At 46.7% G+C, this 13,610-nt stretch carries 6 protein-coding genes; 2 read left to right on the top strand and 4 right to left on the bottom strand.

All coding sequences use genetic code 11. The features are described from left to right. Positions 1 to 34: 34 nt before the first annotated feature. The 3 genes from ACO6VG_RS17350 to ACO6VG_RS17340 form a co-directional block, all read right to left on the bottom strand. Positions 35 to 1,273, bottom strand: a complete 1,239-nt coding sequence (locus tag ACO6VG_RS17350) for a DUF3179 domain-containing (seleno)protein (RefSeq protein ID WP_422133455.1) — start codon at positions 1,271 to 1,273, stop codon at positions 35 to 37. A 202-nt stretch (positions 1,274 to 1,475) separates the two neighbouring features. Beyond that, entirely contained in the window at positions 1,476 to 3,803 is a 2,328-nt protein-coding gene (locus tag ACO6VG_RS17345) for a DUF4116 domain-containing protein (protein ID WP_422474894.1), read from the bottom strand. Further along, positions 3,800 to 4,123 carry a hypothetical protein gene (locus ACO6VG_RS17340; RefSeq protein WP_422474892.1) on the bottom strand — a complete coding sequence of 108 codons (324 nt, stop codon included), beginning with the start codon at positions 4,121 to 4,123 and terminating at the stop codon, positions 3,800 to 3,802. The genes ACO6VG_RS17345 and ACO6VG_RS17340 overlap by 4 nt, the downstream gene beginning before the upstream one ends. A 658-nt stretch (positions 4,124 to 4,781) precedes the next feature. Here ACO6VG_RS17340 and ACO6VG_RS17335 point away from each other — a divergent pair. Further along, complete coding sequence (locus ACO6VG_RS17335) at positions 4,782 to 6,116, top strand: hypothetical protein (RefSeq protein ID WP_422474890.1); 1,335 nt, start codon at positions 4,782 to 4,784, stop codon at positions 6,114 to 6,116. A gap of 185 nt (positions 6,117 to 6,301) precedes the next feature. Further along, positions 6,302 to 6,436: a hypothetical protein gene (locus tag ACO6VG_RS17330; RefSeq protein WP_422137791.1), complete on the top strand. Its 135-nt coding sequence runs from the start codon at positions 6,302 to 6,304 to the stop codon at positions 6,434 to 6,436. Between the two features lie 66 nt (positions 6,437 to 6,502). Here the strand turns inward: ACO6VG_RS17330 and ACO6VG_RS17325 are convergent, their stop codons facing one another. Continuing rightward, positions 6,503 to 13,597, bottom strand: coding sequence for an autotransporter outer membrane beta-barrel domain-containing protein (locus tag ACO6VG_RS17325; protein WP_422474888.1), 7,095 nt, complete (start codon positions 13,595 to 13,597; stop codon positions 6,503 to 6,505). Between the last annotated feature and the right edge of the window lie 13 nt (positions 13,598 to 13,610).

Below are 13,610 nucleotides of genomic sequence, written 5' to 3'. Positions count from 1 at the left end.
ACAGTACTGTTTTTATAAAGTTCACTCTTCAGCCTTAAGTTTGCCACGATACCTTGTCGAGACGATTGATGTCGGTGGCTGGAAAAAACTCCACCCAAACATGCCAAAACATGCCGGGCCGCAGGGCTTCAATCCGCATCAATCGGCCACGATCCGATCGGCCATTGAAGTCGATACGGGTGACAGACTGACCGCTGTCGTTGTACCAGGCCCCAAGACTTTCCAGTTTAGAATCGTATGCAATGACTACCGCTCGACCGCCAATCGTCACGTTGATGACATTATCCTGCTCAAACACAAAGTCCTCTGTATAGGCCACTGCATCACCATTTAGCGCGATACCCCATATATACGTCTTGTTAGGGAGCCGATCATCATAATGGGTCATATTATCGATAACAGGCGTGTTCTCACGAGCATGCCGACCGAGCAAGACAGCAAAGATCGAGTCGATACCGGCATCCAGCAAACGCAGAAACGGATTAGACACCGGCTTGTTCAGAAACACACGCCCATTTGGATAGGCCTTTTCAAAGGCGCGAAAACTCATGCGAAACGTTGGCCAAAGCGGCATGCCCTGGCGCTCGCAGGTCGAATGTCTGTCGGGCCGTCCATGACTGTTTGCAGACAAGTCGCAAACGCGCTGACCGAAAATATGCTGAATCGGCTCACGGGTTTGTTTGTCACGCATCACCAGGTTATTACCATGCTGTGCCAGCACGTCTAAATCGATAGGACGGCCATCCATTTCGGCCTTGAAGCCCAAACCCAGATTTGCCAGTGCGCAATAAGTCATGATCAAGCGCTTCTCGCCACCAAGACCTCTGGCACTGCTGGCCAGGTGCGGCCGACTCAAGTCGTAATCACTATGCGCAGCCGCTTCGCCATTGTTCTCGATCACCAGCATACTGGTGGAGGGATTGATAAAGTTGCGAGCCTTGTCGATGGAGTAATAGCTTGCAGTGCCTTGCTGATTGCGCAGGCCTATGTGAATCCAGACATAGGGAAAGCCATAGAACAATGTCACCAGTGCTGCCGCTGACCAGAAGGTCCAGCCGCTGCCGGCATCATACGTCAGATGACACAGGGCCATCAGCAACGCCAGACCAAGGCCGATCGCCATGAGGCGACGCTCCTGGCGAATCGCACGAAGGATGTTTTCTCGCTTAACCCTGATGAACGACTGACTGATATCACCCAGATCCCGAAACAGAATCGCACCAATAACCAAAGTGCCTGCCAGACTGAGCCAGAAGACCCACTGCCATAACATGATCCGAACCTCCGAGAGAACATGGTTGCCGCCGAAGAATTGACCGGATGTATAACAACCCCTGATGCTTTGCTTGTGCATTCTAGCGCATTATCGAACAGCAGATGCCGGAATTGCGGACAATAACCGACAGTGTCCTGGAGAGTTCGTCCCGCTGACAGCGCAAAGTGCTGACTTGCACTCTCAGTACTGAAGCACATTCTTAAAGTCGTATCGGACTTAAAGTCGTCTGGGAGACATATTCAACAACATCCGGGTTCCTGAAGATTGCTGACCTGATAAAATCCTTATCGTATCTAAGTTCATCAGCAGCATAGTCGAAAACATGATGATCACGTTCAATCAAGTTCAGCAAATACTCGCGATCACTCAGTACCTTTGTACTGGCACATCGTAAGTAAACAATATCATTATCGATAACTATTTTTATAATGTCTTTATCACTTCGGATTCTTTCACTTGCATATCTCAGCGCGGTTGGATAACTGGCGATAGCGGCCTTTACAATATTTTCATCATCCCGTATTTCCGGGCTGACATATTGCAGCCAATTGCCGTGCTTTTTGATTGCGGTCATGACAACCTCTTTATCATTCTTCATTTTTTCACCAGCAAACTCAAGGTTTTCTTGACGCTCTGCAATGATTGGTAATACCAGGTCTTTATCATTCCTGACCCGTTGACTGCCATATTGCAGTCCGTGCATCAGCAAGGTTTTTTTGAAAATTTCTTTATCATCAGAAAGCCACAGATCCGGAGGGATTTCAAAACTTGGCCTGTAACTGTAGGATGATGGTTTTATAACATAGTATTTATCTCTCAAATCGGGGTAAACATCCTCAACCAATGGAGCCGTTCTTTTGGCATCCAGGAATAACAAATGATGTAAAAATTCCCTGCGGGTTTCTTCAGTGATCTCATTGCTTATTAATATTTGCCGATAGTCGTCCTCCGATTTATCACGACACGATTTATCACGACACGATTTATCACGACACTCTGCAAACCGTTGGGCATAATTAATAAATTGCTGGTAGTGTTCGGGTAATAAAAGCAAATAATCAGGACTGCAGGTGAAATGCTGCTCATAATACATTGCGAAAAGGCAATGTTGAAAGGCGAAGCTGTCAGCTTCTGCCGCAATATCGCCAGTCAGGCGTTGTGCAAGCAAGCTAAAGCTCCACTGATCTCCTTCAAAAACCTTAATGTACTGCATTTTACAATCCACATTACGCATATCACGTAACACAATGATCAGTTTTTCAAAGGCATCCTGCATGTTTTTAGTTGATTTCATTCGCGTGCATTCGACGGTAATGCCTCCGGCTACTGCATTGCAATTCAGCTTCATGCTATCAGCATTTTCATCCAGTTGGAGCACTTTCAATAACTGCACCAGAAGCCACATACGCTTTAACTTGGCGGTTTTACCAACACCATCATCTTTATAAAACTGGTCAGAGAATTTCAGCCGTAAGGTTCGTTCTTTGCCTCCCTCTGCGTATTCAAGCAGATCAATAAGGCACACATGACTTCCAAGCTTCAGGTTAACAATCAAGACATCATCCATAATGACCACAGTCCCATAACAATTAAGCTTTTCGATTAATGGCTTCGAGGACGGCCTCGATAGCGGCGCCTTTTCTCCCGGGTTGCGCTGAGTTGTGTAATCAAGGTAGGTAATTTTCTTTTCTTTTGATAGCTCGCCCTGACCGGAATGCTGACTGATCGGTGCCAGTGCATTTACGAAGCGCCGGTGCAAGGCAAAAATCAGCTCATGAACACTCCGGACCTGCTCAACCTCTTTAGGATTCAGTGCTTGCAAAGAGGATTTCAGTTGCTGACAGGCAGTCAGCCATTGATGAAATGTTATCTGCCTGTTTTTACCATTATCAAGAAGCAGGATGATAGTCTCTAACCCGGATCGGATGGTCTTTTTCAGCGCCTCGAACCGGTTGCTCAATGTCAGTATTTCATCCCGCAATGACCGAACCTCGAAAGTTTCCGAATAGCCGTTATTGTTTTTGTGCAGGACAAAGTAACTTGACACCTTGCCGGGAAAGTATTGAAAGTTTTCAGCGCCTTCCCTGCGACAAATATCGATACGGTGGGGCGTGTTACCGGACTGTCCTGCTACTGCTGCGCCTCTGGGCTGACCCAGTGTGTACTCAATCCTGACGGTATCATCCTGAAAGGATTGAAAGCTCATAACGACTCCACCATATCGACAATCAATACACTGTTGGATGATCAGCGCCATGGGTTGCGGTATGCCTTGGGGACAGACTTCAGGCCGGTAACCTGAGGCCATGACCTTAAGACAGGTTCTGAAAACATCGCCTCCTGCCTGAATGACAGAGAGGTATTTGCCTGCCTGGGCATCGCCGTAGTTATCTTCGTTGATACCGGAACTGCGGATAATCACGGGCTGTGATCCAGAGAGTCTGTCCACCTGACGGTGCAGCCCCCGGATTTTTCGGGCCGCTTCAGAATCTTTAACCTGTTCGTAATAGTCATCACTGGCAATCAATTTCGCCAGACCCGCCAGCCAGTCATCCCTTCTGTTTTAGACAGACTGGCTTCTTTCATGCGCTGCAAAAACATCCCCTTGCCCTCAAATTGTTCCCGGTTGCCGGAAAAACAATCAGCAGCCTGATCTGAAGCAGGTGAACCGCAGTTGCCCTCGGTTAGTGACTTTGGATCGGGAACGACAGTGGTATTATGACCAGCCAAATACCCTTTGGGTGAACCATTAACCCCAATGGATGGACTGGCAGTCACGGCATCCTGATCCGGATTCGTTGTCCGGCTATAAAGATCTGATATATCAACTAAAGCAGCAGTTATCACCAAGAAATCCCTCTCATGTTATTATCCATCCCATTACTAGGAGCCTGACCGAGAATAGCGCCCGTAGCGAGGACGGCAGAAAATTGAGGATGAAAATTCGGTTTTGTGAGGAGAATAGCGAGCTATTTGACGAACAAAAGCGGATTTTCAGACCAATTTGCTGCCGCCGCACGACTGCATGGATGCAGGAGCTAGAGCAACGCAGGAGCAGTTGCCGCGTAGGGCAGTCTATTCTCGGTCAGGCTCCTAGTGCATCAATTAATTAGTTTCTTTTGACAGCAGAATTTTTACAAAGTTCCCTCATCAGCCTGAAGTACGCAATAAGAAAAACAACAACAGGGTTTGCACCGGATGACATTGTCTGAATAGATCAAACCTTATTCGCAGATTATTCGAAGTATTCAGAAACCTCGGGGTTTCTTTTTATTGTGGCCTCGATAAAATCATCATTATCTTTAAGGCTGGATTCAAGCAATAACGATACAGATGACTCAGATTATCAGAGTGAAAACATGAGTGATCGTGTATTTTTTGGTCTAGAGCAATCAAAATGAACATCAGGTGTCAGAATCCTCAAAAAAAACAGTCATATAAACTGTGTGTGCTACTCTCAATCATTCACCGAAAATTGATATTAGTAAAAAACAGGTAATTAACGATGAAAATAGACATAAGATTAATCATTTTACTCTGTCTCTGCTTGCTATCATCTTATTCAAATTCAAATGACCTGCACTTTACATGGAAACTGGAGCGTTTAGGTCAATTAGTACTTGATGGTACAGCCACATCATCCGCTAATTTCAGTCACAATGGGAGAACAATAAATAGCTATTTGAATAACCCCACTAGCTTTTTTAGTTATATTTCCGGGGATCGTTTTGTCAATTATGACCTGACCTCTTCCGCTAATATAGAGCTTAATCAACATAACACGGCCAATCGTGTGCCAGCTTTTTTTAGTAGCTTATTAGGAAATGGCCAACATAACCTTCAGCATCGCTTACACACTCGTTACACACTAAGAAGTGAAACGAAAACAACAGCACGTAAATTTGCCCATATATTAAGCTTTTTTGCTATGCCTTTTATCTGGACTAGCAGGATGCTTTTTCAAAACTTACTAAATAGCGAAGAAAAGGTGAACGCGCTTGAAGCAGCAACGCCAACCACTTTACCAGAACATGTAAGTATCGATAGTCGCTCTATATCTGTATCTCGATCTCCTACAGATGAGACCGATAATGCTCAAACGCTTTTATCGTCAAGCACAAAAGCTATAGACGATAATAACCTTATATTTGACCTTTTCCTGAATAATCCAGAAACACGACAATGGATAATAGAGCATCTACTAAACTCTACGTCCTACGGTACGTTTAATTTGATAATACCTGAGTTATTCAATACAGTCAGACCTGCCAATATTATTGTGCATGAGAAAACCAGTGAAGATGATAGTGCAAACCTGCAACCATCAAATTTTTTATCATTATACTTTCAAAAAGGAACTGTCGTTCAATACCACCTTAGGAAATTACCCAACAATAACATTCAGATATTAGCGATTTCAGTTAACTCCAATTTTTATACCCTGACATTCTCCATCGATAATTATGATGCTGCAGCCAGAGCTAACCAACCCCCCGCACATTTTGCGGAATTCCCGGAAAACTGTAACTGTGGAGGAGCATGCAATTGTGCTACCTCAAGAAATAATGATACTCAGTTCAGCTTTGAAGCCATGAGAGCGACGATGCTCTGTTGGCAGATACTGAACGACAAAGATGGCAGGTTCAGTAAGAAGTTGTTTCGCGGCTTTTCACAAGACTTGCAGGACCGGGAAGCCAGGGACGATTTCAATATGGCGCTTTATCACTCTTTCTCGTCCATGCGTAATGACATAAGATCGCTCACACAAGATGATGTGAAAGAGATCCTGAAATGGCCGAAAAGGAAAGACAAGGATGACGAGCCCAATACCGAGCTGTAATGAACACCAGGTTAAGCTACTTCCACCAGTTCACATTTCTCAGGTGTCGTAGTTTTACCGCTGATCAGGAGGAAGTCCTGTTCACGGGTCGGGAAATTTATGCGCCACAAGTAAAAAAGGCTAAATTAGCCTTACCTGTTGTTTGAACTATGATGCAGCAGCCTCCTACTTTCAGGTATGCAATTATGCAATATGATCTCATCAAGGCATTTCTTGATGCCATTTCGACATTGACCAGCCATCAGATGAATATTCTCATCAAAGCCCTTTCTCCAGAGGTTGAGAACAAAACGCATAAGCCGAACCTGAGTAGTTGTTGAAGTTTTGCAACACCCTCTAAAAGTACAGGGTTTTACGCTCTTTCCGGTGAAAAATTGACGGCTTACTCAGAACCCGTAGCTGACTCTGGCAATAAAACCATAGGCCTTGAAGCTGTCCATCCAGTCATAGTGATAGCTGATGGTAAAGGCCAGGTTGCTGTGGCTCTCCATATTAATCACTGCATCGAACTGGTAACGGCTTTGTTCACGTTTGGCCCCGCTCATCAGAAAAGCATTGCCACCCTGGGCAAATTGCGCGGTCATGCTCACCGGGTCATCCTTGAAATCGTGGAAGGCCATCAGGCTGACTTCAGGTTTGACGGTCATACTGGCTGTGGTGATATCGCCCGACAGTTTCAGACCAGCGCCCAGTTCCAGTATCTCGTAAGTGTCGCTTTTGACTCTTGCAAACCGCAGGATATCTGACCAATCGTTAACGCTTGTCTCCCGGTAGTCGTCTGGCTTGATGCTGGCATAGTTGAAGGCCAGTTGTGGCAACCAGTGCCATTCTCCTGACTGACCCAATGGCATTTTATAGCCAGTCAGAAGACCAACATCCCACGAATTGAGATCATGTTTGGCCTTGATCTCATTGCCGACAACGTTACGTTTACCATCATTATTACTCCAGCTGTAACCTATACGGCCATCGACAAACACGGAGCCCTGCGCAAAGCTCGAATAGACGCTGAAGGTATGCCCTTCGGTATCAATCCTGCTGCTTGAGCCATCGGTCCCGTTAACATCACCCTTTGAGTAGGTATAGGCGACACCTAACGTCATGCGTTCATTCAGATCAGAGTCAACACCCATTGTGAAGCCGTGGGTTTTGGCTTCATAGCCGTTGTACCCGTCCTTTTTATCCTGCCTGGCATCCGTGTTGGCATACTGCATCCAGACATTACCGGAGGCAACCATATCACCCGCAGCAATACCGTTGCGAAGGCCAGTCTGTCGGGCGCCAACTGCAGTACGGGCCTGTCTGATCGAAGCGTTGGCAGAACTTATGGACGCACCGGACAGGTCCGGAGTCATCTGGTTGACAATTTTGGCGACTTCGGCAGTGTTGTTATTGATCATCTTGACCTGACTCAGGATCCAGTTATTCAATGGTTCACTGTCGTTTGATTGACGGGTAGTCAGTGCTATTTCAATCGCTTTCAAGGCTGAATCGTTGGCACCGCCGGATCTGGCAAGATCCGCAACAAATGTCGCTACATGGTAGCTGACAAGGAACAGCTGTCTGGCCGTCAGGCGAAGGTAGTAAAGGGTGTGAGGAGTGAATGAAGTCGTTACCAGGGAGGGCATTGTTTTAATGTCGCAGTCGCTTGATTGCATCAAAAGATATTCGGTGCTCTCACCGATATCCGGTTGATTATTCAGTAAAACACCGGCTTCAGGGCCGACTTCAATTCTGCTGGCTTTGATGTAAGGTGCTTTCAGGTCACGCAGTTCATCCAGAGTCACTACCAGTGTGCCCTCTTGCTTATAAAGACCTGCCACTTCCAAGGCACTGTCACGTCTGGACGACAGAGCTGCAGAAGGTGCCTTCGGGTATAAAGTACCGCCTTTGTTAATATGGACAGTTGTCTTGGCCAAGGCGGTTGAGGTATCAGATTCAGCTTCTGAAACAGATTGTAAAAATTTGACGGGAGTGACAGACAATTTCAGGTTTGAGGTCAGGGTCAGTTTGCCTGAAATGCTCACTGTTCCCATAGTCTCAATCAGCTGACCGCCGAATTGAGCCTCCGGACCACTGAAGGTCAGGGAGTCCAGCCCGATAATGTCGCCCTCTACGGTACTGTTCTGAACATCCAGACTGTCACCTTTACCCGGTAGGCTCCGGATGCTGCCAATGGTGCCAGCCTTAAGGACAATGTTGATGGGTGGGCGGTGACCCGTGTCATCAAACTTCATCTCCTTTATTGTGCCACGGGTGTTTAATGGTACTTTCTTGAAAAGTACCGCTGACTTAGTGAATTTAAGAGGTAATGTTAAAGCACCGCCAGCAGGGCCTGCGTCTCTGGTCGTTATAAGTCTGGCTGTACCGTCTTCAGTCACCGTGATGCTTAATGGGTTCTGTATTGCAATGGTTTCCCATTGTTTGCCTGTGATCGAGACATCATCTATGCCACTGACCGATCCAGTGATCTTGCCACCGCTGAGAAACAGACTATCGCCGTGGCCTTGTTGACCTTTAATGTTTTCGGTGATGCCATCGAGATGGTTCAGAAAGAGTTTCGGACGTGCGGAGTCTGGCCCTGAGAGATCGATTTCATGGATTTCACCGCCTTCATTATTGATAGCAAAGGCTGACCGATTAAATAAAGACTTTTTAAAGCCTAATACCAGACGATCAGTTCCTTTTTCAACCTTTGGGTCATCCGTGATTCTGTTAACGACAGCGCCTTTAACAAGGTTCACAATGTCAAGATTATCCATTCTCAAATAGCCCCATGTATCTCCCTGCACGATCAGGTTGTCAAAGCCGCTCTGTTCCCTGATAGTGCCTGCGACCATTACAAGAGTGTCGTTCATTCCAGGGCGTGCTTTTACAAGGTCAGCAGCTCCACCGGATTGGATAAATTGCAGTGAAGGGCGGTGGGCGTCGCTGGAAAAGTCCAGGCTTGCCAGTGTTCCATGGTTATCCACTTTAAAAAAATCGTTGTTGCTAAAGGTGCCGTTAAATGCCACAGCTAAGGTTTTATTGCCATAGGTGGAACGAGTATTGATGCTGCTGACCTGGGCATCAGGATTTATGGTTATGGAACTGGGGTTGTTGACTTGCCCTGACACCGACCAGGCATCTGCACTGTCCAGCAGGATGTGTCTGGCTCCTTGAAGCTTTCTGATCTGGGCTTCACCTTTCAGCCATAGATCTGCCTGTTTATCGGCATGACTGGTAATAATGACTGGATGATTCTTATCACTGATGATGCTCAGGGTCTCTTCTGGAACTGTTTCCTGATCTTTTTTGTCGTAAACACGGATCTGATGAATGGGGCTTTCCAGAGTCACTTGTCGTGTATTTGTGGCCCAGTCCAGAAAATCCCATTTTTTACCTGTTACCCTGATGGTATGGATGCTATCAACCGCTCTTTTTACTGAGCCGGAGTCCAGTATCAGTTCATCATTTTTATCAGAGCGACCTTTGATTTCTTTAACTATTTCACCGCCTTTCTGAGAGAGCTTTAAAGAAGGGCGCTGAGCATGAGCGGACAAGTCCAGGCTCTCCAGTGTTCCATAGTTATCCACTTTAAAGTCGTCGTCGGCATCAATATTTTTAAACACCAGAGCCAGAGATTGAGTCCCGAATCCGGAGTGGGTACTGATATTCTTGACCTGTGCACCCGGTCTTATGGTTATGGAGTCAGGGTTTAGTACTTGCCCCGTCACCGACCAGTCTTTAGCGCTGTCCAGCCAGATACCCCGGGCTCCTTCAAGATCGGTGATCCGGGCCTCACCTTGTAACCATAGATCGGTTTGTTTATCGGCATGACTGGTGATACTGACTGGATTGCTACGGGTGATGATGCCCAGAGTCGCTGCTGGCAACCCTTTTTTCCATTCCTCGTCTGTCTGCTCTCTCTGGTCTGAAACACGGATCCGCTGAATAGGGCTGTGCAGATCCACTTTGTGTGTGCCGGTGGCCCAATTCAGAAAAGTCCATTCCCGACCTGTTACCCTGATGGTATGAATATCATTAACCGCTTCTGTCAACGAACCCTTGTCAAGTATCAGTTCATCATTTTTATCAGAACGACCCTTGATTTCTTTTACTTCACCCCCTTTCAGAGAAAACTGCAATGGAGGGCGGTTAGCGTTACTGGAAAAGTCCAGGCTTCCCAGTGTTCCACTATTATCTACTTTAAAGACATTGTCGTCTGTGTAGGTGCCGTTAAATAACAGGGTTAAGGTTTTATCCGAGTTTCCCCTGTTTAAGTGGGTGGAGTGGGTATTGATACTGCTGACCTGTGCTTCAGGGCTTATGGTGATAGCATTGGAGTTGTAAACTGAGCCATTGACCGACCAGTCTTCAGCACTGTCAAGCAGGATATTTCGGACACCCTTAAGATCGCTGATGTTAGCTTTTCCCCGCAACCATAGATCCGTTTGTTGATCAGCATGACTGGTAATACTGACTGGACTGTTGCTGGTGATCAGGTTCAGAGTGGCGCCTGGCACGACTTCCTGTTGTTTCTTGTCGGAAACCCGGATCTGATGAACAGGGCTTTCCAGGATCACTTTTCGTGTGCCGACGGCCCAGTTCAGAAACGTCCATGCTTTACCCGTCACATTGATGGTACGGATATTATTAACTTCGCCTGTTACTGAGCCGGTGTTCAGTATAAGTTGATCATCCCGATCAGGATGACCCTTGATTACTCCCATCTCACCCCCTTTCAGAGAGAGCTGTAGAGGTGGTCGTTTAGCGCCGTTCGAAAAGTCCAGTCTCTCCAGTGTTCCGCGGTTATCTACTTTAAAAAAGTTATCGTCAGTGTAGGTGCCGTTAAATGTCAGGGATAACGTATTATCGCCGTGACTGGAGCGGGTATTGATGCTGCTGACCTTGGCATAGGGAGTTATGGTTATGGAGTCAGGGTTGGGGACTGATCCTGTCACTGACCAAACCTCAGCACTGTCCAGCAGAATATTCCTGACTCCATGAAGATCGCTGATCTGAGCTTTACCTCGCAACCACAGATCCGATTGTTGATCAGCATGGCTGGTGATACTGATTGGACTGTTGCTGTTGACCAGGCCCAGAGTGCTGCCTGGCAAGGTTCCCTGTTCTTTCTTGTCGGCAATACGAATCTGATGAACAGGGCTTTGCAGATCCACTTTCTGTGTGCCGGTAAGCCAATTCAGAACCGTCCACTCCCTACCTGTTACCCTGACGGTATGGATATTATCAACCGTTCCTTTCACTGAACCCGTCTTCAGTTCAAGTTCATCTTGTTTATCGGAACGACCTTTGATGGCTGCTGTTTGACCTTGTTGCAGAAACCACAGCCTGGGACGTTCAGCGTCACTCGAGAAGTCCAGACTCCCTAATTTCCCCTGATTATCCACTTTAATGAAGTCGTTGTTGGTATAGCTGCGGTTAAATGCCAGACTTAAAGCGCCACGGTCACTGCCACGGCTGGAGTGGGTATTGATGCTGTTGATCTGCGCACCGTCATTTATATTTATGGAATTGGGGTTGTACACTGGCCCTGTCGCTGACCAGGCGTCAGCATTGTCACTTGTTACCGTGATGGTAGAGATATCATTGACCGCTTCTGTTACTGACCCCTTATTCAGTACAAATTTATCATTTAGGTCAGAACGGCCCTTGATGGTTCCTGTTTCCCCCCCTTCCAGAAACAACAATAGAGGTTTTCGGTCGTCTTTTGACGATAGATCAATCGTCTTGATGATGCTCTCAGGCAAGCTATGAACAACCAGATCACGAGCAACCAAAGTTGATTGGCTGAACGACAAATAGAGTGATTTGGATTTGTTCGAGGGACGTTTAGTAGTTATCTCTTCAATCTGACCTCCTGAACCTGCTGTAATGGTGAGCAGGTCAGGCAAAGGTGCAACAGGCGAGACTGACCAGTTCCCGGAATGGTAAACAGCTATATGTTTTAGCTCCGGTAAATGATTAAGCTGAGCGCTACCGAAAAGGTTCAGACTCTCTACCTTCCCTCCCCCTTCAGTATTTATGTCCAGTTTGTTCTGGCTCTCACTTGTAGTAGCAAACCTTAAGGAAGCGTCAGGGGCTTCATGGGAGGATGCTATTGTATCGCTCACAAACAAGCTATTGATTTGACTGGATGTATCAAACCTTGTCGCCTCTGAAATCCAGCCACTCAGGCTCCAGCCTGATCCGGAAATCTTAATGGTGGAAAAGCCGGAAATATTGCCCTTTATGGATAATGTCGTATTTTTACCCGGAACTTCTTCAGGAAGAGCAATATAAAGAGTGTTGTCTTCGCCACCAGCACTCTCGATGTTTCCTGTTATGGATCCTCCGTGCAAATACAGAGGGGATTGACTTGCCTGCTCCATTTTAATGGCAGGCGACCCCTCAATGACGTATCCGGGTTTAATGCTAAGGCCTCTTGGAAAATTACCAGAATAAAGCAATCCGGTGCCAGTACCTCTTACGGTTCCCGCATTCACTAACTGACCATTGCCTGAGATTTTGATGCCAATGGCATTATCTTTGGTAAAGATATTACCACTGTTGTCTACTTTAGCTCGATGTGTGTCTGTGCTCATACCAACACTATCGTCGCCAGAAACGTTGATAGTGGCCCAGTTGGCAGCGGTGGAGGAGTAACCGACCGGGGGCGGGTTACTGGCATCGGCGGTTGCAGCCATACCATAATTGTTTTTGCCATTAACGTTGAGGGTGCCTCTATTGCGAACTTCTGCATTACCCTGTTCTACTCCGAAGTCGTGGACATTTTGATTTCTGGCTTTCATTCCATAGGACGGTTGGTCGCTTGAGGACTGGCTAGACAAGTTAAGAGTGCCACTGTTTGTACCCAAACCGTTGATAATGAGAAAGCCCATTGCGGGAGCGCTTAAAATATTAAAGGTTCCATTTATCTCATTAGCGGCCTCAGAAGCTTTGTGCGCAGCCTGAAAGGCTGTGGGTGCAGTTCGTCTCTTTATCCCCTGAATAGTGACTATGCCCTCGTTGCTGATAGTATCCCCATATTTGGTCAGGGCCATGACGACGTCTGCAGCGTAACCCTTCTTCTCCCGTGCACTGCTGAGTATGCCTTTGTTAGTGACTCTATTATTCATGCCTACAGCGCTGACGATCATATGAACCCCGGCCTGCACTTTATTGCCACTGGGTAATTCGCTCGTCAGAGAACCTTCGATGTTTAATGTTCCATTCACCATTTTTATGTAATTTATCCCGTCGGGTTTGGATGGATCAGCGGGACCTATGGTAACGGAACTATCTTTTGGGATGGATTCTACCCACTCTACAACTTTGGTTTTATGGGGGGGCCATTCCTTGGGGTCAAAGCGGCTGCCGCCGCTATCATCTCCCAAAACCCACCCGGAAATCACAGAAACAACGGCAAAAGCCAGAATAATCTTCGAGTAAAAAACATGAGGCCTGGGATGACTCATTGATAAACCTTCAAAAGTCATTGGAATATCAGCA

The organism is Endozoicomonas sp. ALB032 (genome assembly GCF_049310125.1).
Lineage (GTDB): Bacteria > Pseudomonadota > Gammaproteobacteria > Pseudomonadales > Endozoicomonadaceae > Endozoicomonas_A.
Note: the sequence above shows the minus strand (reverse complement) of the source record. Positions and strands in the feature narration are given on the sequence as shown.

Excerpts from the sequence above, each read along its gene's own strand:
- ACO6VG_RS17350 (WP_422133455.1), bottom strand. The coding sequence starts at position 1,273 with ATGTTATGGCAGTGGGTCTTCTGGCTCAGTCTGGCAGGCACTTTGGTT.
- ACO6VG_RS17335 (WP_422474890.1), top strand. The coding sequence starts at position 4,782 with ATGAAAATAGACATAAGATTAATCATTTTACTCTGTCTCTGCTTGCTA.
- ACO6VG_RS17325 (WP_422474888.1), bottom strand. The coding sequence starts at position 13,597 with ATGACTTTTGAAGGTTTATCAATGAGTCATCCCAGGCCTCATGTTTTT.
- ACO6VG_RS17330 (WP_422137791.1), top strand. The coding sequence starts at position 6,302 with ATGCAATATGATCTCATCAAGGCATTTCTTGATGCCATTTCGACATTG.